We start from the raw sequence: 26669 nt of genomic DNA, 5'->3' as shown, positions 1-26669 counted from the left end.
GGACAAACGATGCAACTATTACAGGAAGTCAAAATCGAAAACAACAAGGAATTAGGAGCAGTTGTTTCTAGCCGAGTTGTAGCAAATGAATTAGGTAGAAGACATGACAATGTTAAGAGAGATTTAGAACAAATTTTAATGTCCTCAAAAGTGAGTACATTAATTATCGATAGTAATTACAAAGATTCAAGAGGTAGAAATCAAAAAGAATACCTACTCACAAAAGATGGTTTCACTCTATACATGTTCAACATTCAAGGTCACAACGAATTCAAAATGGCGTACATCAACAAATTTAACGAAATGGAACAACAAATTAAACAGCCTACCGCAAGTTACATGATCGACGACCCAGTCAAACGCGCTGAACTTTGGATTGAAGAACAAAAAGAAAAACAGGCATTACAACTAGAAAACAACATGCAAAAACAAAAGATTGCCGAATACGAACCGAAAGCATCTTATTTAGACACTATTTTAAATAACAAGAGTTTAGTTACAGTCGGACAAATTGCAAAAGATTATGGTATGTCAGCTCAAGCGCTAAACAAGTTATTACACGATTTAAAGGTTCAGTATAAACAATCAGGACAATGGTTACTTTATTCAAATCTACACGACAAAGGTTACACACATTCTTCTACAACGGAGATTGAACATAAAGACGGTAGCACATCGGTTCGCATGAATACTAAGTGGACGCAAAAAGGTAGATTATTCATTTACGACTTACTTAAAGATAACGACATTCTACCCACAATCGAACAACCAAATTAAGGAGGACAAACAATGTTTAAAAAGAAAAAGAAACAACCCTATAAATGTTACGTAGAAACAAACTTATCAGAACTCAAATTATTATTTAACGAACTAAAAAGCTTGGTAGCAAGAGCTGAGAATAAACAGATTGAATTAAAAAGAAAAGTAAGTGAATACGAAAGTTTAGTTAGACAAACAGAAAACACTATCAAAGAAATTAACAAATTCAAGCTCAAAGCGAAAATAAAAAAAGGTGACGAATAGACGCCACCTAGAAAGATTAGGAAAGTTTCATTTCAGTTTTACATTTAGGGCACTTGGCTTTCGATTTTTTAAGATCAACAGTGTACTTCCTTCCACAGTTTACACAATGAACTTCAATATATCGAGCAGCCTTTCCTAGAGCTTTCTCTAATTCTTTCATACCTTTGATTTTTGCCAAAAGCTTCACCTCTTTTCATAAGGAGATAAAAACATTATACATGAAAGGTTTACTTATATGACTACATTACTAATCGCATTAAATATTATCGCGTTCATCACATGTGTGACGCTGCAATACAAAAATAGATATTAAAGGAGTGATATTCATGGAATTTATAGGTTTTGCAGACGCAAAGGAGTTTATCAAAGTTTCGGGTATCTCTCGTAACGATTTAGAAAAACACGTTTATAGCAATCGTGAATTTCAACAAACGTGTATGTATCGTTTTGGAAAAGGAAACAAGCGTTACATCGAGATTAAACCCGCATTGAAATTCATTAAAGAGAACATATTGAGGAGGGAGACGGACTTATGGTGAATAAAATAGCTGCTTTAAATGTAGCTTTGATGACTACATTCGTAATCACAACGATATTCGCATTCAATGCATATTTCACAACTACATTGTTTGTAGCGATAACAACTGTAGTAACAACTTACTACGCTGCGAAGTATGTGATTCAAACATTAAAAAAGACTGAATGCTAGCTGCAACTAGCAAACAGTCGGGGTCGGAGAATTAACATTAGATTCCGACCTCATTATATCAAAAATGGAGGTAAACGCAAATGTTAAAAGAAAAACGAATGACTATCGAACAGATGTTAAGAATTCAACGTGAACTCGATAGATGTCGAGCCTATTCCGACAACGTATGCACAGTAGAAGGAATAAATTATGACAGTGGTACTAGAGGAATCGCATTTAATCACGTTGGTTTTAGATACCCAAATAAAATTAAATCAATTTACATTTATGACTGGGAATCACCAGAGGTTATAGAGGAGAAAGTAAACAAGATCAAAGATGTCATCGCAGGGGAGGCACTTATCAAATGAAAACAATAGTGACCTATTTCTATAAACATAAAGATTTAGATTTATATATCACTAACCGGCCAACCGACGCTAACCCAACTATTAAATATTCAACAGACAAGCGTGATGCACGTAAATTTGATGGGACAGAAGATGTGTTAATAGACACTAGCGCACATGAAATCTATAAGCACACGCACACTGAAACTGACGAAATTGAAAGGGTGGAATTATGAATAAATCTGAATCAGTTGTTGAAATCAATAAGGCGATGGTCGCTTTCCGCAAAGAAGTTAAGCAACCACTCAAAGATAAAAACAATCCTTTCTTCAAATCAAAATATGTACCTCTTGAGAATGTTGTAGAGGCTATTGACGAGGCTGCAACACCTCATGGATTGTCATATACCCAATGGGCACTAAACGACGATGAGGGACGTGTAGGAGTCGCTACAATGCTCATGCATGAAAGTGGTGAATATATCGAATATGACCCCGTGTTCATGAATGCAGAAAAGAATACGCCACAAGGTGCAGGGTCATTGATTAGTTACCTCAAACGTTACTCATTATCAGCAATCTTTGGGATTACAAGTGATCAAGACGATGACGGTAATGCAGCAAGTGGAAAGAATAACAACCCTAAGCAACAGAATAGAACCCAATGGGCTAGTAGTGAAACGATAGGAACTTTAAAAAAAGAAGTTATAGCATTTACAAACTTGATTAAAGGTACCGATAAAGAAGCACCACAAAATGTAGTAGAACAAAAATTCAATATAAACAACTATAAGTTAACAGAAAAACAAGCAGCAGAAGCTCTTAATAAAATACGAAACAATGCAAAAAATATTACTGGAGGAAATAATAATGCTTAACAGAGTTGTATTAGTAGGACGATTAACAAAAGACCCTGAATTCAGAACGACGCCATCAGGCGTAGATGTATCAACATTCACACTTGCGGTAAATCGCAATTTCAAAAGTAAAGATGGAGAACAACAAGCTGATTTTATTAATTGCGTTGTATTCCGCAAGCAAGCTGAAAACGTCAAAAACTTTTTAAGTAAAGGTAGCTTAGCAGGCGTTGATGGACGGATGCAATCACGCAGTTACGAAAATAAAGAAGGTCAACGAGTATATGTCACGGAAGTTGTGTGCGACAGTGTGCAATTTTTAGAACCTAAAAATAATGGTCAATCAAACAATCAACCTAAACAACAGCGAGGACAAGCGCAGGATAATCCTTTTGATAACGGTGATGACGAGTTCTCAGATTTGCCTTTCTAGGACGTGATTAGATGCCTTTAATTACTAGTTACATCACTCAAGATGACGGCACGACAACTGTTGTCATCTCGGGTGTTGAATTGGGCGATAAAGAAACGCTACTACTCGATAACGGATTCGATGTAGAAGTTGATGTCAACGTCTTAGATCCGTTCCAAATTACCGACAAACAACGTCGTAAGATATTTGCCTTAGTCAAAGATATAGAAGAGCATACGGGGCAACCTATGGATTATATGAGGCATATGTTCATTGAATGTGCGAGAACATATCACGGATATGACAATCCTATATCACTTAGTAATTGCACTCGAACACAAGCTTCACAAATCATCGACATCACATTGGATTGGGTGTTTGAGAACGGAATACCCCTCAGTTATAAGACAAGTGAATTGTTAAAAGGAGATAAATCAAAACTCTACTGGTCAACGGTCAATAGAAACTGCGTCATCTGTGGTAAACCTCATTCGGATTTAGCGCATAGATATGCGGTAGGACGTGGGCGTGATAGAACCAAGATAAATCATTACGGCAACCAAGTATTAGCGTTATGTCGTGAGCATCACACAGAGCAGCACAACATAGGTATGGATAGCTTTAACGATAAATATCACCTACACGACAGCTGGGTTGATGTCGACGATAGATTAAACAAAATGTTGAAAGGAGGAAAAGTAGATGACTGATCAACCAAGTTACTACTCAATTATTCCTGCAAGCGTAAGGTACGACAAAGATTTAAAACCTATGGAAATCATAATGTATGGTGAAATAACCGCACTGGCAAACAAATACGGCTATGCCTACGCTAGCAATAGTTACTTTGCAGAGTTGTATCAAGTCCATAAAAAAACAGTTTCGAACTGGATTAATCACTTAAAAGAAAAAGGCTACATTCGTACTGTTGTTACAAGAAACGAAGATATGTCTGTAAAAGACAGAAAAATTTATATTATACCCCCCTATGAACAAAAAGATGGAGAGGGGTATCAACAAAAAGATTCCTACCCTATCCACAAAAAGACGGAAGAGAATAATACAAGGTTTAATAATACAAGTATTAATAGAGACAGAGACGAGACATCTAAATTATTTCAATTAATTAGTAAAGAATTAGAAATGATACAAAGTCCTTTAAAAGTACAAAAATTAGAACAATGCATTGAGTCTTTTACAACAAATAAATCAGAGGTAGTAGAAGTTGCTGTTGATTACTGTAAACAGAACAAAAAAGGTATCAACTACCTTATTAAGGTTTTGGAAAATTGGAGAAAGGAGAACATTAGCTCAAAAGAAGAAGCAGAAAAGAAAGTTAAAACCAAAAGGCAATCATCGAAATCTGCATTAGATGAAATAGCAGAGGAGTTAGGAGTTGGCTTCTGATGATGAGTAAACAAGAAGCGTTAACTATTTTAAGGCTAATTGATAATGCTTATACCATGAACTTCACAAAAGAAGCAGTGGAAACGTGGATAGATATCATTTCTGAAAAAGGGGATTATGAACCCACATTACGTAAGACTAAAAACTACATTGCTAACAATGGATATAAGCCAAAAGTGGCTGACATTCTTGCGTATAAACCTAAAGAGTTTAATTATACGCAAGTGCCAGAGGAACAAACAAAAGAATATTTGCTTAAAAACGACCCTGAATATCTAAAAGGTTTGGAAGAAGCGCGGCAGCGTTGGCAACGCATGAGGGAGGAGTTAGGATTTGACAAGGATTGATAGATACACAACTGAAAAAAGTCTTATATCTAACCTTATGCGTAACCCTCAATTGATAAGTAAGCTGAAACTCAAACCTGAAATGTTCGAAAGTGAAGATGCAAAAAAGTTTATCGAGTATGTACTAGACAAGGGTAAGGTCGATTTAAACGACATTTACTATAAGTGTCGTAACGATAAAGATTTTATCTCAACAAAAACATTGTCAGAAATTTATAACTTTGATGTTGCTGAAGTATCTTACTTTATGGATGATCAACTGAATCTATTGAATGACTACATTGTCAATCAGTCTGTTAATAAGATTAACGATTATCTGCAAGAACCTGACGGACAAAATTTAAAGATATTAACAGATGAGATTAAAGCACTTCAGGAATTGAGTATTGAAAAAGTTAATCCCACTGATACGTTCCTTGAAGAAATCATGACGAATGTATTAAGCGATAAACCTAGAGAATTTATTAAGACGAAGTACAACAGTATTGATAATAAAATACTGGGTTTTGAAAAGTCGCAACTCAACATATTAGCTGGACGACCTTCAACAGGTAAAACAGCATTCGCTTTAAACATCATGTGGCGTATTGCACAACAAGGTTATCCGACATCGTTCTTTAGTTTAGAAACCGGAGGAACGAATATAGGAGAGCGTTTAATATCGATGATTACCAACATTCCGCTCACTAAGATCAAGCAATCGGAAGGGCTATCTTTAGACGAAACAAATCAAATCATGGACGCCATCAATCAAATTAAACAGTTACCGCACTTATCTATACATGACGGTGCTGTCATTACTCCTAGAGACATTCGAGAACAGGCAATGGAAGAAAGTGACAAACCACACGTGATATTCATTGACTACTTAACACTAATGAAGTCTGACGTACCGATGAAAGAACGCAGACTAGAAGTTGAGAAGATAAGTCGAGACCTTAAAATCATCGCGAAAGAAACAGGTTGCATCATTATCGCACTTGCTCAATTAAGTCGTGGGGTTGAATCTCGACAAGACAAACGCCCTATGATGAGCGATTTAAGAGAAACTGGCGGGATTGAACAAGATGCGCATTTCATATTCATGTTATATCGAGATGACTACTACGATAAGGATCTAGTAGATAACGAAACTGGTAAATCAGATATCGAAGTTAACGTTGTTAAAAATAAAGATGGTGAGACGGGTGTGGTTCAAATGGAATTTTATAAAAAAAGTCAGAGGTTCTACTAATGACTATCGGAGAGATGCAAGACTTTTTAGGAGACCTCTACAGAGACACATATAAAGGCGATACGCTCATCCAAATCAATTTGATACAAATGGGTTGGGCAATAGAAAGATTGCTTGATAGAGGGCAAATTACGCCATTTGACGACTATGACAAAGTGAGTCACTTCATCTTTGATGAAATTGACTTTACGCAAAGGAGTAGACATGACAGAGGCTGAAATACAGAAACAAATAATTGAATCTTTGAATAATTCTGAATGTCAGGTGTGGCGTGCTAATGCTGGAATGGTTCGAGTAGGTAAAAGGACATTAAAACTTTTACCAAAAGGCTTTCCTGACATATTCGGAGTGAGACTAAAAGATGGCAAGTTTATAGCAATTGAGATTAAAAAGCCGACTGGAAAATTATCAAGTGAACAAATTGAATTTCAACAGTGGGCATTAAAACACAAGATTATATACGGCGTCGCATATTCAGTAGAAGACGCACTAAAAATTATAGAGGGGGATTAACATGCGTACAGTAATAGCATTAAAACGTAATGGAGAAAGACCAACGCAATCGGAAGTTGATAATTGGGACCAAATCAAGACGGAAAGAGCGTATCAGGAATACAGAAGTAAACGTAAAGAGAAACCATGGTTAAAGACAGTGAGACAATCTGTGCCAGCAAGTCCCTATTATCGCGAGTTGTGTCGGTATGTAGGTGTACCTTGCAAAGAGCCTGGAGATTTTGAAGAGGTTAAACCTGAAAAAGAAGTAGAACTCATCGAATTTCCTGAAATTAAAAACGACAAATCAAAAGTGTGGACTTATAACGGACAAGAATTCACTACAAATCAGTTAGCTAAGAAGGTTGGTGTCGATAGAAAAGTAATTACTCAACGTATCCGTAAGGGTTGGACCATAAGACACATATTAAAACACGGTGGTGTTATCTCATGAAAATCAGAGAATTAAACATTGATGATCGTGTCGCATTTTACACAGACAGCGAGCAAGAAAATCCTTACGAAGGTAAAGTCACTGAACTGTACTACAACTTCAAAGGCAAAGAAATGGCACAAATAGAGCTAGACAACGCATGGTATTACAACATAACTGACGATGATGATTGGGAGGTTATTTATTGATGAACACATTCCACTTATATAATACTGCGGGGGATAAAGTAATTATCGTACGTGAAACTGATGGAGGATATAACATGCGTGGGTTTCCGAAATCACACTTCAGTCACATTGATATTTTTTACACTTATGAAGAGTTTAACGAATACAAGGCGATACACAACCTGATGTACGCAGAGGAGTTAGGTAGTCAGATTAGTATTTTTGATATGTAGGGAGGATTAAGTATGGGATTACTTGATAGATTCTATCTATACAAGAATGACAAACCAGTGGTATCAGTCATACCACAACATGGCAAGTATTATGTATGTGGTTATGGTTTTAACGGATACTTCTACCTTAACGATTACATGACGGAAGATGAATTGGAACAATTTATTGCAGATAAAGGATTGAGCAGATAAATAAGGAGGACATTAAGTATGGTAAAAATTAAAACTAAAAGAGAAATGACGTTACCAGAACTGATTCAGTGGGGTTGGGATAATAAAAACAAAAACAGAGAGTTCTATTCTGAAAATGGCAAGAAAGTAATTTTTAATAGTAATGGAAATGTTAAGCCAAAAGTATACTTCAAACCCGAAGACACTTTCACTGTAGAAATAGAAGAAGAAATTACAGAGGAGACGAAATTACCTAGATTAATAGAAATGTATGAATACGAGGGAAATCCAAATACACATTTATATAAAAATATAACCATAAAAGGATTGCTGAATGATTCTCAAAGTGACCCATTGTACGTACCTAAAGCCTTCTACATGCTCAACGATGACATGACAATGACGCTGCTTTGGAAAGATGGGGAGAGGGTGGAATGAATTCTTTAGTAAATTTGAGAGAAAGAATAATTCAGCTCGAAAAAGAACGTGACGCATACAAAACAGAGCGAGACACACTTATCGCAGACATTATCCGTTTACGTGCAGAGCGAGATGATTATAAATGCAAACTAGACGATGTGGTGGATTTATTCACCCGCCACATCAATTATAAGTTATCGGTCAGCCACAACACATGGTATATCAATTTACGTCACAAACTAGATGAGGTACTTAAGAATGGTAAAGGTTGATTATAAACGCATTTGGCAGGACTGGAAAGAAAGACAGATGAGGCTTTTTGTATCGATGTATGCAAACGCAAAATTAAGTGACGAAAAAGAATTAATAAGAAAGTGTAATTTAAAACGTGCAGAATTAATAGAAATGGATAAATACGATGGTACACAAGAATTCCACAATCTATTACACGATTTAGAAAGGGCGAACGTAAATGACCTTAAACAATAAACTATATATTTTCAAAGCGCGTGTATTACGTGTGATTGATGGGGATACTTTAGAGATGCGCATTGATCTAGGTTTCCATACGCATACGGTACGCAAGGTTAGATTGCTCGGTGTGGATACACCAGAACGTGGCAAACCTGGATATAACGAAGCGAAAGCATTTACGACAAGTGCAGTGTTAGGTAAGGACGTGTACGTTCAGACGTATCAAGCCGATGTATTCGGTAGATACCTAGCTGATGTGTGGTATCAAGAGGACGATAACGAGTATAGGTTAAGTCATGAATTAACTGTAAGTGGCTTAGTTAAGGAAGGTAGTAAATGGAATGAGGAGGACGAGTAGATGAAACGATACACAATTTATGTTGAAGAAATTGTAAAAAATAAAAGAGAGTACACTATCAGAACAGATGAAGATATTAATAATATAGTTGACGACTTAGAAGAACAATTAAGATGGTACGGAGGCAATACAACGCCATCAGATATTCTTTTGAATAATACAGAAATTGAAGTTGTTGGATATACAGATGACACAGATTATTCATCTCCTTATGGTGTGGATTACGAAATTGAAGATGTTATGGAGGACAAATAATGGAACAATTAATTAAACAAGTTGAACAATGGAGTATTGATAAAGGATTAGACAAAGCAGACCCGAATAGACAAGCATTGAAAGTTTGGGAGGAATCTGGAGAGATTGCGTCAGCTCTCTCTCGTGGTAATTTAGAGACGTTGAAAGACGGAATCGGAGACACAGTAGTTACATTAATTATATTGGCTCAACAACATGGTTGGACGTTAGAGGAGTGCTTACAGTATGCATATGATGAGATTAAAGGACGTACAGGGAAGACAATCAACGGGACATTCATCAAATCCGACGACTTGTAGTAAAGACATACTAAAAAAGGTTAAAGAAATATTAAACAAGGAGTGATAGCGTGTTTAAATTACCAGAAAAATATAGAAAAAGTATTAGAGAGTATAGGAGTATGTCGCCTGAGGAAAAGGTAAACTTTGAGAATGGATTTATTGAATACGCAAGAGAAAAAAGTCCGATACTTCGTAATTCAAGTGATGAAGAATTGAGACGTCACTTTAAAATTCTTTCAAGTCTTGTTGATACTAGGGAGGAGTGATCAAATGAAATATTTAAGAGTGGTATTACACACACTGGTGACAATTCTAATTTACGAGGGTGCTAAGGCATTGATGAGTAAGAAGTTAGGTGATGAATAATGTATTCAGATAAATATTTCAATATAAAAGAATTTCATACGATTTACTTCACAAAAATGTTAGTTGATGAAGTAATGCAAAAAATAAGAGATGGAAGATATATAACTTTAAAAGAAACTTATATATTAATATATCTTGAATGTATCTTAAGAGATAATGTTAATCCTGGATTATTAAAGACTATTTATAATTATTTAGATGAATATAAGGGCGACGAGTAATGTATATGACATTAATTATATTAGGCATCGTTGCAATCGCATTATTAATTCACAACACAATTCTACAGAAACAAAACAATAAACTACTTTACACAGTAAGCGTTCTTGCGGGTCACATATTTGATGAACGCGGGGAAGAATATGTTAAGAATTTGATGAAATAGGAGGACGGACATGAATATCAAAAAGAAAAAACACACAAACGTTGGTGGATTAGTTGATAAACCTAATTTTGATCACATAGAAACAAGCGAACTGGATATTGAAAAGTTTTTAAACAGATTCAAAAAAGAGGGCGATAATATGGTTAAAAAAGCTACAGAGAAACCAAGAGAAGTAGAATATATTGAATTTAATGGATATGAGAATTTTGAAGAAGTGTGTGAATTTGTGGGTTGTCACTATGAAGGAATTTTATTAAAAGTTAATAGATCTGGTAAAGAAGTAATAGACATTCCTAGAAAAGGGTGTTTTCTTGTAGGTACTATTTTTTATAGATATTTAAATCCTGAATATGCGCATCTTTCAAACCACGAAACTGGAGATTATATCTACGATGTAATGCCAAAAGATAAATTCTTTTGTATTTATGGATAGGAGGTAACGCATGAAGTTAGGCAAAGCAGATATACCTAAACTAGAGGAGTTGGATTGATATATGGATAACATATTTAAATTAGACGGTACAAAGAAAGATAATATTAACATAAAGAATCAAATATATGAGCTGAACTCGCAACTACCAATTATTATTGAGATAGCTAAGATGAAATCTGCCTATCAACGCGAAAGGCTTACAACTTTAAGAAGAGAAGGGTTTACAGAAGAACAGGCTTTGGAAATTATAAAGGCAGAACGTACACCTTTTGATCAATAAATTTATGGAGGGAATAAATGTATACGCCGTCTGAAGTTAAACAATTGATTATGGATTATCACTGGATGCGAAGATTGATTGACCATCAAGTATATGAATACGACAGTACGTCTATTGGACAGTATGGGATTGAATCTGCTATGCCCAAGGGTCAAGGTGATACTGGAGATAAAGTGTTGGTACGAGTTATACGTAATGATAAGGATAGACGTAAGACACAAGACTTAATCGATAAGGTAGCGTTCATAGATAAGTATGAGCACCATATAACTAACGATAAAAACTACCACATCTTGCAGCTACTAAAGCAAGGTGAGAGCTTCTCACGTGTGGAAGTATTAATGATGATGAGTCGCAGGAATGTATATAATAGGTTGAATGATATTGTTAATATATATATGAAGCAACAGTAAAGGATTACACAAATTGCACACTTTGCACATTTTGCACAGTATTATGTATATCAACTTATATTTATTATAATAACCGTAGAGGTTATACTCTCAAATAAAATAACAAAACATAATCACTAGGCACTGTATACGCACAGTGTCTTTTTTTATACGTCAAAATAAGGTGCTTAACCGTGAGAGTTGGTGATATATGAGATGGCTAATATGTTAAACAGCGTTAATTTCGAAGATTATTTAAATTTATCAAAAAAACAAAGAGAATATATACGTATCAAGAATGAGACAAATTTATCTGACAAAGAGATTTCGGTGGAAATTAACACACCTACGCCTTCAATAAGCAGGTGGAAAACTAACGAAAAATTTAAGGCAGGATTAATGGCGTACCAAGCACATCATTTGGAAAGTGCAGTGCCGCAAGCTTTAAAAACTATGATTGATTTATTAGATGCCAAAAGTGAGTTAGTACGATTCCAAGCGTCGAAAGATATTCTTGATCGTACTGGATATAATCCTGTCGAGAAACAAGAGATTTCAATGCAAGGTGCGGTGACGTTCAATGACGACATCGATTAATTTATCTGAACTGATACCCGAACACTTTCGTGATTTATGGCGTGCTACTAAGGACCCGAACATACTTAATGTTGTGGGTAAAGGTGGACGTGGTAGTGGTAAATCTTCTGACATTTCGATTATCATTACACAATTAATCATGCGTTATCCGATGAACGCAGTAGTTGTACGTAAGACAGATAACACATTAGCAACGTCTGTATTTGAGCAAATAAAATGGGCGATTGAACAACAAAAGGTATCACATTTATTTAAAGTTAAAGTGTCGCCAATGGAAATAACATATGTACCTAGAGGGAATCGGATTATCTTTAGAGGGGCGCAAAACCCTGAACGATTGAAGTCGTTAAAAGATAGCCGATTTCCTTTTTCTATTATGTGGATTGAGGAATTAGCGGAGTTTAAAACCGAAGACGAAGTGACTACGATTACAAACTCAATGCTACGTGGTGAGTTAGAAGAAGGATTATTTTACAAATTCTTCTTCAGTTATAACCCCCCTAAACGTAAACAGTCCTGGGTTAACAAAAAGTATGAAAGCTCATTTCAACCCGATAACACTTTCGTACATCACTCTACATACTTAGATAATCCGTTTATCGCTAAACAGTTTATTGATGAGGCAGAGGCTGCTAAGGAACGTAATGAGTTGCGTTATCGTTGGGAATATTTAGGCGAAGCGATAGGGAGTGGCGTTGTACCGTTCAACAACTTACAGATAGAGAAAATACCTGATGAGTTGTTTAACTCATTCGACAATATACGTAACGCTGTCGACTTTGGTTACGCGACTGATCCTTTAGCTTTTGTGCGCTGGCATTATGATAAAAAGAAACGCATTATATACGCAGTAGATGAGTATTACGGCGTGCAAATTAGTAATAGACAGTTTGGTAAGTGGCTATGGTCCAAAGGCTATCAGAGTGATGATATATACGCAGATAGTGCTGAGCCTAAGTCGATTGATGAATTAAAAAAAGAACATGGCATTAAACGGATTAAAGGTGTCAAAAAGGGACCCGATTCGGTTGAATACGGGGAGCAATGGTTGAATGATTTAGACGCTATTGTAATTGACCCTAATCGCACACCTAACATTGCTAGGGAGTTCGAGAATATCGACTTCGAAACGGATAAAGACGGTAACGTTAAGCCTAAATTAGAAGATAAGGATAACCATACTATTGACGCCACACGCTATGCTTTAGAACGTGATATGCGTCAGAACAAGATTTCAATTTTAACATAAAGAAGGTGATTGTTATATTTTGGCCAAACGAAAAGCCTTACCACGAAAGAGTTATTGAGCAGATTAAACCTAAATATGAGACTCAAGAAGAGATGATAATCCGTTTAATCAATGATCATAAACTAAAAATAGAAGATATTACAGTGGGGGAAAGGTATTACAACCATGACCCTGATGTATTAAGATTAGCGCCTAAATTAGATAATAAAGGTAACATTGACCCATTTAAACCTGACTGGCGAATGTACACCAACTATCATCAGAATCTAGTAGACCAAAAAGTAGCATATGCAGTAGCTAACCCAGTGACGTTCTCTAGTGATGATGATAAATCACTCAAAACAATCCAAGAAGTGTTAAATCACAAGTGGGACGATAAATTAGTGGACATACTTACTGCAGCAAGTAATAAAGGTGTTGAATGGATTCAACCCTATGTTGATGAGAATGGAGAATTCAAGACATTCAGAGTACCTGCAGAACAAGCTATTCCTATTTGGACCAATAAAGAGCGTGACACGTTAAAAGCGTTTATTAGGTATTACAGATTAGATGGTGCTGAACGTGTCGAGTATTGGACGGATACAGACGTCACATACTATGAATATCAAGACGGAATACTTATTCCTGATTATTACCATGGAGAGGAACACATTCAATCACACTATTACGTGGGTAATAAACGTGTAAGTTGGGGTCGTGTTCCTTTTATTCCGTTTAAGAATAACCCTCAAGAGATGAGCGACTTGTTTATGTATAAGACAATCATCGATGCAATGGATAAGCGTTTATCTGACACACAGAATACCTTTGATGAATCTACTGAATTGATATACATCTTAAAGGGTTATGAGGGGCAAGATTTAGATGAGTTTATGCGCAACCTGAAATACTACAAAGCAATTAATGTAGATGGTGACGGTAGCGGTGTAGATACGATTCAAATCGAAGTACCTGTACAGTCATCTAAAGAGTATTTGGATATGCTACGTGATTATGTCATTGAATTCGGGCAAGGTGTCGACTTCCAACAAGATAAATTTGGTAACAGTCCTTCGGGGATTGCACTTAAATTTATGTATAGTAACTTAGATTTAAAGGCAAATAAGCTCAAGAATAAAACTTTAACAGCCTTACAAGAGTTACTACAGTACATTATTGACTTCTATAAACTCAATATTAAAGTACAAGATGTCGAGATCACATTTAACTTTAATGTAATGGTCAATGAGTTAGAGCAATCACAAATTGGCGTTCAATCGCAATACTTATCAAAAGAGACTGTTGTTACTAATCACCCATGGGTAGATGACCCTGTGGCAGAATTAGAACGTATTGAGCAAGATAACATTGACTTCAATAAACAATTACCACCGTTAGAGGGTGACGCTAATGACAGAGCGCAAGATAACGAATCAGAAACAAATTGATGATTATATCGAGCAACTGATTGCTAAGTCGGAAAAAACGCTAGAAGTGTTATTTGCTAAACGATTGAAAGTTATCAATAAAGAATTAGCGGATATGTTCGAAAAGTACCAGTCAGATGACCCTCATGTGACGTGGACAGAATTTAATAAGTACAATCGCTTGAATAAAGAACTTGCACGTATAGGGCAAATGCTGACCGAAGATTATAACCAAGTAGCCAAAGCTATAAAAGAGACTCAACATAATGCTTACATCGAGAAGTATATGATGAGTCTTTATTTGTATGAAATGGCTAGTCAATCGTCAATGCGGTTTGATGTACCTACTGCATCCGTTATTAATTCTGCTATAGAACAACCGATTGAGTTTATACGCTTAGTACCAACGTTGCAGAAACATCGCAATGAGGTCCTTAAACGCATTCGCATACACATTACGCAAGGTATCATGAGTGGCGAGGGCTATTCTAAGATTGCCAAAGCATTGCGTGATGATTTAGGTATGGCTAAGGCTCAATCGTTGCGTGTTGCACGTACAGAGGCTGGTAGAGCGATGTCACAAGCGGGATTAGACAGTGCAAAGGTAGTTAAAGACAACGGATTCAAGATGAAAAAGCGTTGGTCTGCTACGAAAGACACTCGCACACGTGACACACATCATCACTTAGATGGTCAATCAGTGGATATAGATGACAACTTTAAATCTAGTGGTTGTGTAGGTCCAGCACCGCATCTATTTGTTGGTGTAGCAAGTGCAAAAGAAAATATTAACTGTCGTTGTAAGCTATTGTATTACATTGACGAAGATGATTTACCTGGTGTAATGCGAGTACGTAATGATGATGGAACAACCGAAGTAATCCCACACATGACCTATCGTAAGTGGGAGAAGATGAAACGAAAAGGTGGAAAATAACATGGAACGCAATACAGTGAACATTGATTTAGTGGATTATAATGAATTGCTTATTAAAGCTGAAAAGTACGATGCTTTACCGAAGGAAAAGAAATCGGAATTCGGTTTAGATTACGATGTTACAGCATCGTATAGTCCTGACACTTGTTTCATAGAAGTAGAGGGAGATGTAGACTTCAACAAATTCAAAGAATACAAAAATAACGTTAAGAAAATGGTAATCACTTTTAAATAAGCTAGCACCATGAGTGCTGGCTATTTTTTATGCCCAAATCATGCTCAAGGCGTTAAAAGGTGCAAACTCGTGCTGGAAAAGACCAGTGTTATCAAAAATGTGAGGAGCAATAATTATGAAAAGAGATTTTTTACGTGGTTTAGGTTTAGAAGAAGAAACGGTTCAAAAGATTGTAGATGAACATCACGATACATTGCGAGATTTAAAAAATGAGGCTAAACAAGCTGAAACTTTAAAAGAGCAATTAGAAAAAGCTAACAAAGAGCTGGAGAACCGAGATAAACAAATCACAGACCTTCAAAAGGCTAAAGATGGGGATAACCAAGAACTTAAAGATAAGTTAGATCAATACAAACAAGAAAATGCCCAATACCAAGCTGACATGAAGGAATTAAAACTTAATAACGCCATCAAGTTAGCTGTTGCTAAAGATGCAAACGACGTTAATGACGTTCTGTTGATGCTTGACAAAAGTAATCTTGAACTTCAAGAAGATGGCAACGTTAAAGGTTTAGAAGATGCAGTAAAAGCACTGCAGGAATCTAAGCCTTATTTATTTGTGGAACAAGCACCAAGCGGACGTACACCGCAAGACGGAGACCCTATTACAAACATCACTAAAGACCAGTTTGACAACATGACTGTTTCTGAACGTGAGAATTTGTTTTATAACGACCGTCAAACGTACGACAAACTAATTAATCAATAAAGTGAGGTAATAATTTATGGCAGTAGGTACAACTAAACTTGCACAATTAGTCAATCCTGAAGTATTGGCTCCTATGATGCAAGCGGAATTAGATAAAAAGCTACGTTTTGCTCAATTTGCAGAAATCGACGACACGTTAGAAGGTCAACCTGGTAACACATTAACTTTTCCAGCGTTTGTTTACAGTGGAGACGCTAAAGTTGTGGCAGAGGGCGAAGAAATTCCAATCGACCAAATCGAAACTAAAAAACGCCAAGCTACTATCCAAAAGATTGGTAAAGGTACAGAATTAACTGACGAAGCATTGCTTTCAGGTTATGGAGACCCTAAAGGCGAAGCAGTACGTCAACACGGTTTAGCTATCGCTAACAAAGTAGATAATGATGTGTTAGCGGCACTTAAAACTGCAACATTAACAGTAGAAGCAGACATTACTAAACTAGACGGTTTACAAACAGCTATCGACAAGTTTAACGATGAGGATTTAGAGCCAATGGTTTTATTTGTAAATCCATTAGATGCCGGTAAATTGCGTGCTAGCGCTACAAACAACTTCACTCGTGCTACTGAACTAGGTGACGATGTAATTGTTAAAGGTGCATTTGGTGAAGCTTTAGGTGCTATAATCGTACGTTCTAACAAAGTAGAAAAGGGCGAAGCTATTCTTGCCAAAAAAGGTGCGGTTAAATTAATCACCAAACGTGATTTCTTCCTTGAAACAGAACGTGATGCATCACGTAAAGCTACTGCATTATTCTCTGATAAGCACTATGTAGCTTACCTTTATGACGAGGCGAAAGTAGTGAAAATCACTAAGTCATCTAGTGGATTAGGAGTTTAATTGTAAAGGAGTGATATTATGCTATCACGTGTGATTGAGAAGTTCGAGGACCTAGAAGATGATAACTATTTCTATGATGAAGGTGATATTTATCCACGTGTAGGTTACATCCCTAGTGATGAACGTGTTAACACTTTATCATCCACAAATAACAAACGGAATCTACAAGTTATTAGCCTTATAAATTTAGATAGTTTAAAAGTTGATGAATTAAAAGAATTGTCCAAAGAACGCAATATTGAAGGCTATTCCGATATGAAAAAGGCTGAATTAATCGAGGCGTTAGAAGGTGCTAAATAATGGATGCACTAGATGTCAAAATGCTAAATGGAACACGTATTGATGATGTTTCAAACGATTACGTGATCAATAAGTTAATTTTAGCTTATAAACAAGTGGCAGAAGAATATTGTAATCAAATGTTTGCTGACCCATTACCTGGCGGCGTACAGAAGTTTATTGCTGAATGCATTAAATATGGTGCATCTGGCAATATAGCTTCACGTTCAATGGGGACAGTTAGCTATACGTATGTTACAGATGTTCCTAGTTCGATGTATAAGTACCTTAAACCCTATAGAAAGTTGAGATGGTGATGCTATGTTTGATCCATACAACGAATTCCCACATACCATTTCGATAGGTTCTATCAAAAAGGTTGGGGAATATCCAATTATAAAAGAGCGCTTTGTAAGCGAAAAACAAATTAACGGCTTTATGGACACACCTAGCACATCCGAACAACTTAAATTCCACCAAATGTCTCAAGAATACGATAGGAACTTATATGTACCGTATGACCTGCCAATCGCTACCAATAATTTATTTGAATATGAGGGCAGAATCTACGGTATAGTAGGAGATTCCATTGACCAAGGTGGACAACACGAAATAAAAATGTACAGACTTAAACAGGCGCCTTATGGCAAAGGTTAAATTCGGTGCAGATTCAATAGTTGTCGACCTTGAAAAGTATTCTAAAGACATGGAGAAATGGGTTAAGAAAGGTATCGCTAAAACGACCCTTAAGATTTACAACACAGCGATTCACTTAATGCCAGTTGATACTGGGTTCTTAAGACAATCGACTACTGTTGATTTTGAAAATGGTGGATTTACTGGTGTTGTAAAAATAGGCAGTAGCTACGCTGTGTACGTCAATTACGGTACAGGAATATATGCCACAAAAGGTAGTAGAGCGCACAAGATACCATGGACTTATAAAGACCCTAACGGTAAATGGCATACGACATACGGACAAATGCCACAGCCGTTTTGGGAACCTGCAATTGACGCTGGACGTCAGACGTTTGAGCGTTACTTTTCATAGAGGTGGTTAAATATGTGGGTATCAGTTGAACCTGAACTTACAGTACAAATATATAAACGGTTGAAATCAAGCCCTATCATTAACAAATTCGTTGGTGATAGGGTTTTTGATGTAGTTCAAGAGGACGCTGTTTACCCATATATTATTGTGGGTGAATCTAACGTCACTAATAACGAATCAAGCGCTATGATGAGAGAAACAGTCGGTATTGTTATCCACGTTTACTCACAATTTGCTACGCAACATGAGGCAAAATTAATCATTAGTGCAATTGGTTACGAATTGAACAGACCAATCGAAATAGAAAATTACGAATTCCAATTTAGTCGTATTGATAGCCAAGCGGTATTTCCTGACATAGACAGGTTTACCAAGCACGGCACGATACGGCTTTTATTTAAGTACAGACATATAAAAAAGAATGAAGGAGTGTAATATATGGCGCAAAAAAGTTATTTAGCTGTAGTACGACCTGCCGACAGTAAATTAGATAAAGTAGACGCTTTATTACTTGCTGATTTACAAGAAGGCGGTTGGACTATTGAGAATGATTTAGCTGAAATTGTACGTGGCGGTAAGACGGATTATTCGTCTAATGCTACATCGGAAGAAATCAAATTGACAGTCGGGAATGTACCTGGTGATCCTGGCATTGAAGCGTTAAAAGCAGCCGCTAAAAAAGGCGGTCAAGTGCGTATTTGGCTATATGAACGTGTTAAACGCAAGGACGGTAAATACCACGGTGTGTTCGCTTATAGCGTTCCTGAATCTTTCGAAATGTCATTTGATGATGAGGATAACAAAATTGAATTAACGCTTAAAATCAAATGGAATACTGCGGAAGGCACAGAAGATAACCTTCCACCTGAATGGTTCGAGGCTGCAGGCGCACCAACTGTTGAATACGAAAGCTTTGGTGAGTACGTCGGCACTTATGAAGAAAAACAAAAAGCAAGTGTTTCATCAGGTTTGGAAGTTTAACTCAATATTAGGGGGGCATAAGCTCCCTATTTTTTTATACAAAAAATGAAAAGAGGTATTTATTTTGACTGAGTTTAATCCGATTACGACACTAAATATTAATGATCAAGAAGTAGAAGCGAAAGCCACTTTCTTATTTGATAAAGTAGCTAAGAAATTCGCACAAGATAATGAAGATAAAGACGGAAAAAAGGTTACTACACCTGGTTTTACTGCAATCTACAACGGCATTTTAGAGCGTGATACAGATGCTATCGCGGACTTTTGGGAATGCGCTACAGCTTACTTAGGGAAGAATGCGCCTAGCCGTGAAGATATTGAGTTAGCTTTATTCAAAGTTATTGAGGATAAACAAGACACGATTGAGTTATTACAAGGCGCTTTAGATGTGATGAATAACAGCGGTTTTTTCAAGCAAAAATCACGTCTGTTCTGGGTGCAAATGAACGAGGCTCCGAATATGGCGAAAGAGGACGACAAAGAGATGACCAAATCGGGCATCAAGTTCATGAAAGACAATTTCAAAGAAATCATGGGCTCAGAACCTTACTCGACTATTCAAAAATAAGACAGTTAACCGGCAGATATATTGGTTATATACCTGAACAAGAGTTGCTTATGATGACGCCAAGTGAATGGCGTGATTGGATTATAGGCAGTCAAGAGAAGTATTTAGACCAACGTATGCTGGGTGTAGAAGCAGCACAAGCAAATGGTCTTGTGCAAGCTGGGAAACCTCTTAAAAGGATTACTAAAGACATTGAAAAACAACGTTATGAAATACATGAACCTGGTAGCTATAAACGCATACAACAAGCTAGGTTAGCTGAAGAAAAACGTAGACGTGAGTTGTTCAAAGAAGGTACAAGAAAGTTTTTAGAACAGAAAGGAGGTTAACTATTGGAAAGTAATTTTATGGTTAAAATCATGGCTGTAATGCGTGATTTTGAATCCAATATCCGTAAGGCGCAACGCATGGCTAAAACCGCTGTACCGAATGAAATTGAAACAGATGTCAAAGCGAACATTTCTCGATTCCAACGTGATTTACAACGTGCCAAAGCTATGGCTCAAAAAGGCATTGGGAATATTCGTTCGAAGATTGCTGTTGAAAGTGAAGAATTTAAACGCAAGGTGGCTGAAGCTAAAGCGTATTTAAATACCATGAAAAGACATAAGGTTGATTTGAAACTTAGCGATGAGGAATTGATGACTAAGTATGGTAAGGATAAAGCAACAATAGAAGCCTGGCGTAAACATGTTGTCGAACTTGATTTAGATACCAGTCCAGCATTAATGGCAGCTAAAGGTTTTGAGAAAAGCATGATTGACATTAATAAACATGTCTTTCATCAAGGGCGTTGGAGAATGCAGTTAGATGACGGATCGATAGGCAAGTTTGTAAAAACTATTGATAGAATAGGCCCTACAGCTAGAAATAATTTTGATAAATTAAGAGTTTATGGAATTAAAGCATTTCAATCAATTGGTCCTATTATGGACGACTTTAATAACAAAGTTGACGCGTTCGCATCCCGCATCAGAAGTTTTGCAACTGTGTTTTCGCAAACATTCAAAGGTCTAATGGTAGCTAGTGTGCAAGCGTTGATACCAATCATAGCTAGTTTAGTACCTGCATTAATGGCAGTATTAAATGCTGTTGGTGTATTAGGTGGTGGCGTATTAGGTTTAGCGGGTGCATTTAGTGTAGCTGGTGCAGGTGCTGTTGTATTTGGTGCAATGGCTATTAGCGCAATCAAGATGCTTAAAGACGGGACACTACAAGCCACAAAAGAAACACGTGCATATCAATCAGCATTGAATGGAGTTAAATCAACATGGCAAAGCATAATCAAGCAGAACCAGGCTCAAATATTTAACACATTGGCTAATGGATTGAACACAGTTAAAACAGCTTTAACGGCATTAAAGCCGTTTATAGCAGGCGTCTCACAATCCATGGAACAAGCGTCACAAAAGGTACTTAAGTGGGCGCAAAACAGTCAAACTGCCTCTAAATTCTTTAGTATGATGAATACAACTGGAGTTAAGACATTTAACGCATTATTAAGTGCAGCAGGACGTTTTGGAGATGGATTGGTTAACGTGTTTACGCAACTAGCTCCCTTATTCTTGTGGGTCGCACAAGGATTAGATAGTTTAGGCCAAAAATTTCAAAATTGGGCAAATAGTGTTGGTGGTCAAAATGCGATTAGATCATTTATCGAATACACTAAGACTAATTTACCTAAAATAGGTCAAATCTTCGGAAATGTATTTTTAGGTATTGGCAATTTGATGAGGGCATTCGCTCAAAATAGTAGTGGTATATTTGACGCATTAGTGCAAATGACTTCTAAATTCAGACAGTGGTCAGAAACTGTCGGGAATTCAGAAGGATTCAAAAAGTTTGTCGAGTACGTCCAACAAAACGGTCCAATCATCATGGATTTAATCGGAAATATTGTCAGAGCATTAGTAGCATTTGGTACTGCAATGGCACCTATTGCTAGTGTTGTTCTAAGAGTTATAACAGCTTTAACGGGATTTATAGCTAATTTATTTGAAACACATCCGGCAATTGCTAAATTAGTCGGGATAGCGGTTATGCTTGCAGGCGCGTTATGGTCATTATCAATGCCAATAATGTTAGTCCAATCTATACTTAGATATTTCGGTTTGTCATTTTTAGGAGTGATTGGCAATATCGCTCGTTTTATTTCTACGAGTGGTGTACTTTCCGGAGCATTAAATTTATTAAGAGGGGCTTTTACTTTCTTGATGAGTCCTATAGCTAACATTGGTAGGTTGTTGCCATTGTTAGGCACAGCATTTACTGCTTTAACAGGACCAATCGGAATTGCTATTGCTATTATAGGCGCGTTAGTGGGGGTTATTGTTTACCTATGGAAAACTAATGAAGATTTCCGAAATATGATTATCAATGCATGGAACGGAATTGTATCGGCCATTAGTGGCGCTGTAAGTTCTATCGTTAGCTGGTTTCAACAATTGTGGGCAAGCATTCAACAAACTTTACAACCAATTATGCCGATACTACAACAATTAGGTCAGATATTTATGCAAATTTTGGGTGTAGTTATCATGACTATTATCCAAAATCTAATAACAACATTTCAACTTTTATGGACAGTTATTTCTGTTGTGTTTACGGCTATAGGAGGAATCATATCCTCTGTGGTCCAAATTATTGTTGGATTATTTACCGCATTTATTCAATTGCTAACTGGTGACTTCTCAGGAGCGTGGCTAACCTTACAGAATACAATTTCAAACGTAATGAATACTGTTTGGAATACATTAGTCTCAATTTGGAACCAAATTTCTAACTTCATATTCAGTATTTTAAACAGAATACTTGGCACTAACATCACAACTTGGGGTCAAATTTGGAGCGCGATTACAGGATTTGTGACCAGAATTTGGAATTCTGTTTCAACGTGGTTTACTAAGGTTGCTGTAACAGTGCTAACTAAAATGGTTCAAGCATATAACTACATCATGTCTAACGGTGCTAGATGGGTGTCTTCCATTTGGAATACAATGGTTAGCTTTGTAGCTAAAATTGTGAGTGGATTTTTCAAAGTTGTAAGCGAGATAGGAAATGGTATGCAAAACGGATTGAATAAGATTCAAAGTTTCTTTGGCGATTTTATGTCAGCTGGTGCTGAATTAATTAGTCGTGTAGCAGAAGGTGTCGCCAGTGCAGCGTGGAAAGTTGTTAGTGCAGTGGGTAACGCAATATCTGATGCATGGAACAGTGTTACATCGTTTATATCCGGTCATGGTGGTGGAGGTATGGGCGGTGCTATATCTCAAGCTCAATCGCTAGCATCAAGTGTTGGTAGTGCCTTTAACACTGAATTGACATCCACTCTAACAGATGGAATGAGTGGTATGGGTGGCGTTATGGATGCTCATATGACAAAAGATGTACAACACAGCATGCAAGAGAATAACCGACCTATTGTAAATATTGTCGTTAAGAACGAATCTGATTTACCGGCTATCAAATCATACATTGAAGAAACAAACGCAAAGAACGCAAGCTTTGCATTAATGTAAGGGGGATATTAATTGATTGCGCATGATATAGAAATTGTTAAAAACAATAAGAAGTACCGTATCAGTAACAACCCCTTTACAAACGATGTATTGCGGGTTGTTTCTTATAATGTCGAAGGCGCGGGTTATGAACGTAAATTCGACAACGTAGAACGTATAAATGGTAGGTTTCACAATTCCACTATAGAAGAAAAGAAGGTCGTTAAATTAACCTTACGTTATGATGTGGATCGTATCGCATTTGCATCACATTTAAAGGCTGCTATACAAGATTTGTTTAGTGGCCATTTTTATTTGAGAGAATTAGCTACACCTGATAACGATATTAAATTCGAAAGTATCTTCTCGGATGAAAAGCAAGAATTCGAATTAGAATATGTTGATGGTAGGCAAATATATGTAGGTTTGGTAAACGAGGTTTCATTCGACACAGGACGTACTGGCGGGGAATTTACGTTAGATTTTGAAACTGTAGATTTACCTTATTTCGAAAGTATTGGGTATAGTACCGATTTAGAGGGTGACTCAAACATGGAGAAATGGGCGATACCCGACAGGCTTCCTTTTAATAGAAATGATTACAGACGGCAATACACATTCGAGAATGTCGCTTATGAAGATGTGTATTACAACGGTAGTGTGCCTATAAATCAATTTAACCAAGATAGCATCGTTGAAATCACACTAGGTAAGAATGTGAGTAAAAGCGACGATAAAGGTTTTACATTCTACATGTCTGAAAGTAATATGATTCAGATTAAAGGCTTAGAATTAAAAGCTGGTGACGTTATTAAATTAGACGGATTACACACATACCGTAACAATCTAAGAATTGATAATTATAATCGAACCTTAGAACAACCGGTATTAGTACCTGGTTGGAATCATTTCAAAATGAATCAAACAGTTCAAAAAATTGTGTTCAAACACAAAATATACACACGTTAGGGGGTTATCCATTGCCAGTATTATTAAAAAGTTTACAAGGTGTAGGGACTACCCTCTACGTAGGTACAAAGACAAACCACAAATTAGCAGAAGATGGCACTTTAGAACTTGATATTGTTGAGAATAAATCGACGTTTGACGCCATTGGAGCAATAACTAAGATGTGGACGATCACACAAGTGGCTGGTCCTGAAGATTACAATGAATATCGAATAGTTGTACTTGATAAAACTTCTGTTGGTAACAAAGAGAAGTTGAGTATTAAGGCAAGGCTTGTAGAATTAGATGACTTAAATTCAATTAGAGTTTACGAAAAATACACAGGTAGTTTTACTGGTCAAAAATATTTCGATTTAGTGTTTAAAAACACTGGATATAAATATAAATTACACGAAAATGTAAAAGCTAGTAGGTTTGAAAATTTGGGTAATGCAGATACTAATTTAGACCTATTCAAAAAAGGTTTAGAACGATTTCATCTTGAGTACGATTATGATCCTAAGACTAAAACATTTAATTTGTACGAGACAGTACAAAAAGAAGCGAACTATTTTATTAAAGCTGGTGTGAACGCGAACAATGTGAAGATACAAGAAGATTCAACGCAGTGCTATACGTTTATAAAAGGCTTTGGCGGTTTCGAAGATCAACAATCGTATGACGAGGCTAGTTTGCAATTTGAATATACCCACCCACTCGCTGATTTAGTAGGCAAGCGTCACGCTCCACCTATTATAGATGGGCGCATGAAAAAAGAGGATTCACTTAAAAAAGCTATGGAATTAGCCATTGATGAAAGTATCAAGACGTCTATATCATTAGACTTCGTTTCACTTAAACAGAAATTCCCGGAAGCTGACCCTAAAATAGGTGATGTTGTACGTGTGTCAGATGATTTAATCGGTTATAACGATGTTGTCCGCATTATCGAAATCACGACAGAACGTGACGCTTATAACAACATTGTCAAGCAAGACGTTGTATTGGGCGCTTTTACTATGGAAGATAGGTATAACAAAGCGGTTGCTAAGGCTGCCAATTATGCTAAGTCATTTAAATCTAATAATCCCGCTAAAGAAGCATTTGAATTGAGAGCGCAAACAAATGCTAACACTGCGACCAATCAACAAATATTGGATACTACAGGCAAACTGAAGGACAAAGTTGATGCGGTAGATGGTAAAAGTGTAACGACTAAAAACGGAACCATTTTACAAGACTTCACAAGCAAATCTAGTATTCGTAATATAAAAGAGATTGGAACTGTAGGAGATTCTGTCGCTAAAGGTAGTCTTGCGAAAGAGAATTTCACTCAAATGTTATCTAAAAAGATAAAAGCTAAACACACAAATTTAGCGTTGAGCGGTGCAACAATGTCCACTGTTAATGAAAATAGTATATATGATCAAGCTACAAAAATAACTGGAGATTTAATCATCGTACAAGGTACTGATGATGACTGGTTGGCAAATGTAGATATAGGCACTGATAAGACGAATGTAAAAACGTTTTATGGTGCCTTTTATAGTGCGATTGAAGTGATTAAAAGGAATAATCCTAAGGCAAAGATATTGGTAATGACAGCTACAAGGCAATGCCCTATGGATGGTAATACAATCCGTCGTAAAGATACTGATAAAAACAAGCTAGGGCTTACGTTAGAGGATTACGTTAACGCTCAAGTAATCGCTTGTAATGAGTTAAACGTACCTGTATTCGATGCTTACCATTCAGAATACTTCAAACCATATAGCCCAGCGTTTAGAAAAGCTAGTATGCCTGACGGACTTCATCCTAATGAAAAAGGGCATGAGGTCATCATGTACGAGCTTATAAAAGATTATTACTTTTTCTATGATCAATAAGGAG

At 36.6% G+C, this 26669-nt stretch carries 49 protein-coding genes; 48 read left to right on the top strand and 1 reads right to left on the bottom strand.

The window, feature by feature from the left end; genetic code table 11:
• The first annotated feature begins 9 nt into the window (after positions 1 to 9).
• Entirely contained in the window at positions 10 to 777 is a 768-nt protein-coding gene (locus GJE18_RS07260; RefSeq protein WP_165804959.1) for a phage antirepressor KilAC domain-containing protein, read from the top strand.
• A 12-nt stretch (positions 778 to 789) separates the two neighbouring features.
• A complete protein-coding gene (locus GJE18_RS07255; RefSeq protein WP_165804958.1) occupies positions 790 to 1023 on the top strand; it encodes a hypothetical protein in 234 nt (77 codons plus the stop codon).
• Between the two features lie 16 nt (positions 1024 to 1039).
• On the opposite strand, the gene GJE18_RS07250 is transcribed toward GJE18_RS07255, so the two are convergent.
• A complete protein-coding gene (locus GJE18_RS07250; RefSeq protein ID WP_165804950.1) occupies positions 1040 to 1201 on the bottom strand; it encodes a hypothetical protein in 162 nt (53 codons plus the stop codon).
• 148 nt (positions 1202 to 1349) lie between these two features.
• Between GJE18_RS07250 and GJE18_RS07245 the strand changes: the two genes are divergently transcribed.
• From GJE18_RS07245 to GJE18_RS07020, 46 genes are all read left to right on the top strand, one after another.
• Positions 1350 to 1562, top strand: coding sequence for a hypothetical protein (locus tag GJE18_RS07245; protein ID WP_107396783.1), 213 nt, complete (start codon positions 1350 to 1352; stop codon positions 1560 to 1562).
• Entirely contained in the window at positions 1556 to 1732 is a 177-nt protein-coding gene (locus tag GJE18_RS07240; protein ID WP_165886123.1) for a hypothetical protein, read from the top strand. Before GJE18_RS07245 ends, GJE18_RS07240 begins: the two co-directional genes overlap by 7 nt.
• Positions 1733 to 1812: 80 nt before the next feature.
• Positions 1813 to 2082: a hypothetical protein gene (locus tag GJE18_RS07235; RefSeq protein WP_165805669.1), complete on the top strand. Its 270-nt coding sequence runs from the start codon at positions 1813 to 1815 to the stop codon at positions 2080 to 2082.
• Positions 2079 to 2297, top strand: a complete 219-nt coding sequence (locus GJE18_RS07230) for a DUF2483 family protein (RefSeq protein ID WP_015978220.1) — start codon at positions 2079 to 2081, stop codon at positions 2295 to 2297. The genes GJE18_RS07235 and GJE18_RS07230 overlap by 4 nt, the downstream gene beginning before the upstream one ends.
• A complete protein-coding gene (locus GJE18_RS07225; protein WP_165804955.1) occupies positions 2294 to 2938 on the top strand; it encodes an ERF family protein in 645 nt (214 codons plus the stop codon). The genes GJE18_RS07230 and GJE18_RS07225 overlap by 4 nt, the downstream gene beginning before the upstream one ends.
• Positions 2931 to 3350 carry a single-stranded DNA-binding protein gene (ssb, locus tag GJE18_RS07220; RefSeq protein ID WP_165804954.1) on the top strand — a complete coding sequence of 140 codons (420 nt, stop codon included), beginning with the start codon at positions 2931 to 2933 and terminating at the stop codon, positions 3348 to 3350. The genes GJE18_RS07225 and ssb overlap by 8 nt, the downstream gene beginning before the upstream one ends.
• A gap of 11 nt (positions 3351 to 3361) precedes the next feature.
• Positions 3362 to 4039 carry a putative HNHc nuclease gene (locus tag GJE18_RS07215; RefSeq protein ID WP_165804953.1) on the top strand — a complete coding sequence of 226 codons (678 nt, stop codon included), beginning with the start codon at positions 3362 to 3364 and terminating at the stop codon, positions 4037 to 4039.
• The gene (locus GJE18_RS07210; protein ID WP_165804952.1) at positions 4032 to 4736 is read left to right on the top strand and encodes a helix-turn-helix domain-containing protein; all 705 of its coding nucleotides are present in this window, start codon (positions 4032 to 4034) and stop codon (positions 4734 to 4736) included. The genes GJE18_RS07215 and GJE18_RS07210 overlap by 8 nt, the downstream gene beginning before the upstream one ends.
• On the top strand, positions 4736 to 5083 hold the full coding sequence (locus GJE18_RS07205; protein WP_165804951.1) for a hypothetical protein: 348 nt from the start codon (positions 4736 to 4738) through the stop codon (positions 5081 to 5083). The genes GJE18_RS07210 and GJE18_RS07205 overlap by 1 nt, the downstream gene beginning before the upstream one ends.
• Entirely contained in the window at positions 5070 to 6317 is a 1248-nt protein-coding gene (locus tag GJE18_RS07200) for a DnaB helicase C-terminal domain-containing protein (protein WP_167710372.1), read from the top strand. Before GJE18_RS07205 ends, GJE18_RS07200 begins: the two co-directional genes overlap by 14 nt.
• Complete coding sequence (locus GJE18_RS07195; protein WP_165805670.1) at positions 6317 to 6535, top strand: hypothetical protein; 219 nt, start codon at positions 6317 to 6319, stop codon at positions 6533 to 6535. Before GJE18_RS07200 ends, GJE18_RS07195 begins: the two co-directional genes overlap by 1 nt.
• On the top strand, positions 6522 to 6830 hold the full coding sequence (locus tag GJE18_RS07190; RefSeq protein ID WP_165805671.1) for a VRR-NUC domain-containing protein: 309 nt from the start codon (positions 6522 to 6524) through the stop codon (positions 6828 to 6830). The genes GJE18_RS07195 and GJE18_RS07190 overlap by 14 nt, the downstream gene beginning before the upstream one ends.
• Before the next feature lies 1 nt (position 6831).
• A complete protein-coding gene (locus tag GJE18_RS07185) occupies positions 6832 to 7263 on the top strand; it encodes a hypothetical protein (RefSeq protein WP_165804965.1) in 432 nt (143 codons plus the stop codon).
• Entirely contained in the window at positions 7260 to 7451 is a 192-nt protein-coding gene (locus GJE18_RS07180) for a hypothetical protein (RefSeq protein ID WP_165804966.1), read from the top strand. The genes GJE18_RS07185 and GJE18_RS07180 overlap by 4 nt, the downstream gene beginning before the upstream one ends.
• The gene (locus GJE18_RS07175) at positions 7451 to 7663 is read left to right on the top strand and encodes a DUF3269 family protein (protein WP_165886177.1); all 213 of its coding nucleotides are present in this window, start codon (positions 7451 to 7453) and stop codon (positions 7661 to 7663) included. Before GJE18_RS07180 ends, GJE18_RS07175 begins: the two co-directional genes overlap by 1 nt.
• Positions 7664 to 7675: 12 nt before the next feature.
• The gene (locus GJE18_RS07170) at positions 7676 to 7855 is read left to right on the top strand and encodes a hypothetical protein (protein ID WP_015978228.1); all 180 of its coding nucleotides are present in this window, start codon (positions 7676 to 7678) and stop codon (positions 7853 to 7855) included.
• Positions 7856 to 7873: 18 nt separating this feature from the next.
• Positions 7874 to 8272, top strand: a complete 399-nt coding sequence (locus tag GJE18_RS07165) for a hypothetical protein (RefSeq protein ID WP_165886122.1) — start codon at positions 7874 to 7876, stop codon at positions 8270 to 8272.
• Positions 8269 to 8526 (top strand): hypothetical protein, encoded by a 258-nt coding sequence (locus GJE18_RS07160; protein WP_165804969.1) that lies wholly within the window; start codon positions 8269 to 8271, stop codon positions 8524 to 8526. Before GJE18_RS07165 ends, GJE18_RS07160 begins: the two co-directional genes overlap by 4 nt.
• Entirely contained in the window at positions 8513 to 8743 is a 231-nt protein-coding gene (locus tag GJE18_RS07155; RefSeq protein ID WP_165804970.1) for a hypothetical protein, read from the top strand. Before GJE18_RS07160 ends, GJE18_RS07155 begins: the two co-directional genes overlap by 14 nt.
• Entirely contained in the window at positions 8727 to 9086 is a 360-nt protein-coding gene (locus tag GJE18_RS07150; RefSeq protein ID WP_165886121.1) for a thermonuclease family protein, read from the top strand. The genes GJE18_RS07155 and GJE18_RS07150 overlap by 17 nt, the downstream gene beginning before the upstream one ends.
• A complete protein-coding gene (locus GJE18_RS07145; protein ID WP_165886120.1) occupies positions 9087 to 9341 on the top strand; it encodes a hypothetical protein in 255 nt (84 codons plus the stop codon).
• Complete coding sequence (locus GJE18_RS07140) at positions 9341 to 9640, top strand: MazG-like family protein (protein ID WP_165886119.1); 300 nt, start codon at positions 9341 to 9343, stop codon at positions 9638 to 9640. Before GJE18_RS07145 ends, GJE18_RS07140 begins: the two co-directional genes overlap by 1 nt.
• Before the next feature lie 50 nt (positions 9641 to 9690).
• Positions 9691 to 9888, top strand: a complete 198-nt coding sequence (locus GJE18_RS07135; protein WP_165886118.1) for a DUF7366 family protein — start codon at positions 9691 to 9693, stop codon at positions 9886 to 9888.
• Positions 9889 to 9987: 99 nt separating this feature from the next.
• Positions 9988 to 10209, top strand: coding sequence for a hypothetical protein (locus tag GJE18_RS07130; protein ID WP_165886117.1), 222 nt, complete (start codon positions 9988 to 9990; stop codon positions 10207 to 10209).
• Between the two features lie 5 nt (positions 10210 to 10214).
• Positions 10215 to 10373 (top strand): hypothetical protein, encoded by a 159-nt coding sequence (locus GJE18_RS07125; RefSeq protein WP_165886116.1) that lies wholly within the window; start codon positions 10215 to 10217, stop codon positions 10371 to 10373.
• A gap of 10 nt (positions 10374 to 10383) precedes the next feature.
• A complete protein-coding gene (locus tag GJE18_RS07120; RefSeq protein ID WP_165886115.1) occupies positions 10384 to 10806 on the top strand; it encodes a hypothetical protein in 423 nt (140 codons plus the stop codon).
• 61 nt (positions 10807 to 10867) lie between these two features.
• The gene (locus GJE18_RS07115) at positions 10868 to 11086 is read left to right on the top strand and encodes a hypothetical protein (protein WP_165886114.1); all 219 of its coding nucleotides are present in this window, start codon (positions 10868 to 10870) and stop codon (positions 11084 to 11086) included.
• Positions 11087 to 11103: 17 nt separating this feature from the next.
• Complete coding sequence (locus GJE18_RS07110) at positions 11104 to 11499, top strand: hypothetical protein (protein ID WP_165886113.1); 396 nt, start codon at positions 11104 to 11106, stop codon at positions 11497 to 11499.
• A 195-nt stretch (positions 11500 to 11694) separates the two neighbouring features.
• Complete coding sequence (locus tag GJE18_RS07105) at positions 11695 to 12075, top strand: DNA-binding protein (RefSeq protein ID WP_165804978.1); 381 nt, start codon at positions 11695 to 11697, stop codon at positions 12073 to 12075.
• Positions 12059 to 13324, top strand: a complete 1266-nt coding sequence (locus GJE18_RS07100) for a PBSX family phage terminase large subunit (protein WP_165804979.1) — start codon at positions 12059 to 12061, stop codon at positions 13322 to 13324. Before GJE18_RS07105 ends, GJE18_RS07100 begins: the two co-directional genes overlap by 17 nt.
• Positions 13325 to 13329: 5 nt before the next feature.
• Positions 13330 to 14754, top strand: coding sequence for a phage portal protein (locus GJE18_RS07095; protein WP_165804980.1), 1425 nt, complete (start codon positions 13330 to 13332; stop codon positions 14752 to 14754).
• Positions 14717 to 15670, top strand: coding sequence for a phage head morphogenesis protein (locus tag GJE18_RS07090; RefSeq protein ID WP_165804981.1), 954 nt, complete (start codon positions 14717 to 14719; stop codon positions 15668 to 15670). Before GJE18_RS07095 ends, GJE18_RS07090 begins: the two co-directional genes overlap by 38 nt.
• 1 nt (position 15671) lies before the next feature.
• Positions 15672 to 15905 carry a hypothetical protein gene (locus GJE18_RS07085; protein WP_165804982.1) on the top strand — a complete coding sequence of 78 codons (234 nt, stop codon included), beginning with the start codon at positions 15672 to 15674 and terminating at the stop codon, positions 15903 to 15905.
• A gap of 115 nt (positions 15906 to 16020) precedes the next feature.
• Positions 16021 to 16614 carry a phage scaffolding protein gene (locus GJE18_RS07080; protein ID WP_165804983.1) on the top strand — a complete coding sequence of 198 codons (594 nt, stop codon included), beginning with the start codon at positions 16021 to 16023 and terminating at the stop codon, positions 16612 to 16614.
• 16 nt (positions 16615 to 16630) lie between these two features.
• Entirely contained in the window at positions 16631 to 17455 is an 825-nt protein-coding gene (locus GJE18_RS07075) for a N4-gp56 family major capsid protein (protein WP_165804984.1), read from the top strand.
• 18 nt (positions 17456 to 17473) lie between these two features.
• Positions 17474 to 17755: a Rho termination factor N-terminal domain-containing protein gene (locus GJE18_RS07070; protein ID WP_165804985.1), complete on the top strand. Its 282-nt coding sequence runs from the start codon at positions 17474 to 17476 to the stop codon at positions 17753 to 17755.
• Positions 17755 to 18051 carry a phage head-tail connector protein gene (locus GJE18_RS07065; protein WP_165804986.1) on the top strand — a complete coding sequence of 99 codons (297 nt, stop codon included), beginning with the start codon at positions 17755 to 17757 and terminating at the stop codon, positions 18049 to 18051. Before GJE18_RS07070 ends, GJE18_RS07065 begins: the two co-directional genes overlap by 1 nt.
• 4 nt (positions 18052 to 18055) lie before the next feature.
• A complete protein-coding gene (locus tag GJE18_RS07060; RefSeq protein WP_165804987.1) occupies positions 18056 to 18391 on the top strand; it encodes a phage head closure protein in 336 nt (111 codons plus the stop codon).
• A complete protein-coding gene (locus GJE18_RS07055; protein ID WP_165805687.1) occupies positions 18378 to 18785 on the top strand; it encodes an HK97-gp10 family putative phage morphogenesis protein in 408 nt (135 codons plus the stop codon). Before GJE18_RS07060 ends, GJE18_RS07055 begins: the two co-directional genes overlap by 14 nt.
• A gap of 12 nt (positions 18786 to 18797) precedes the next feature.
• Positions 18798 to 19220: a DUF3168 domain-containing protein gene (locus GJE18_RS07050; protein ID WP_165805688.1), complete on the top strand. Its 423-nt coding sequence runs from the start codon at positions 18798 to 18800 to the stop codon at positions 19218 to 19220.
• Between the two features lie 3 nt (positions 19221 to 19223).
• Positions 19224 to 19766 carry a phage tail protein gene (locus tag GJE18_RS07045; RefSeq protein ID WP_103346103.1) on the top strand — a complete coding sequence of 181 codons (543 nt, stop codon included), beginning with the start codon at positions 19224 to 19226 and terminating at the stop codon, positions 19764 to 19766.
• A gap of 64 nt (positions 19767 to 19830) precedes the next feature.
• A complete protein-coding gene (locus GJE18_RS07040) occupies positions 19831 to 20334 on the top strand; it encodes a tail assembly chaperone (protein ID WP_165805689.1) in 504 nt (167 codons plus the stop codon).
• 50 nt (positions 20335 to 20384) lie between these two features.
• Complete coding sequence (locus GJE18_RS07035) at positions 20385 to 20663, top strand: hypothetical protein (RefSeq protein ID WP_240928913.1); 279 nt, start codon at positions 20385 to 20387, stop codon at positions 20661 to 20663.
• Between the two features lie 3 nt (positions 20664 to 20666).
• Positions 20667 to 23852 (top strand): phage tail protein, encoded by a 3186-nt coding sequence (locus GJE18_RS07030; protein WP_165805179.1) that lies wholly within the window; start codon positions 20667 to 20669, stop codon positions 23850 to 23852.
• 12 nt (positions 23853 to 23864) lie between these two features.
• Positions 23865 to 24800, top strand: coding sequence for a phage tail family protein (locus tag GJE18_RS07025; RefSeq protein WP_165805180.1), 936 nt, complete (start codon positions 23865 to 23867; stop codon positions 24798 to 24800).
• An 11-nt stretch (positions 24801 to 24811) separates the two neighbouring features.
• Positions 24812 to 26665 carry an SGNH/GDSL hydrolase family protein gene (locus tag GJE18_RS07020; protein ID WP_165885828.1) on the top strand — a complete coding sequence of 618 codons (1854 nt, stop codon included), beginning with the start codon at positions 24812 to 24814 and terminating at the stop codon, positions 26663 to 26665.
• The last annotated feature ends 4 nt before the right edge of the window (positions 26666 to 26669 follow it).

The organism is Staphylococcus agnetis, assembly GCF_011466855.1.
GTDB lineage: Bacteria > Bacillota > Bacilli > Staphylococcales > Staphylococcaceae > Staphylococcus > Staphylococcus agnetis.
The sequence above is the reverse complement of the archived record's forward strand: the minus strand, read 5'-3'. Positions and strand labels throughout refer to the sequence as shown.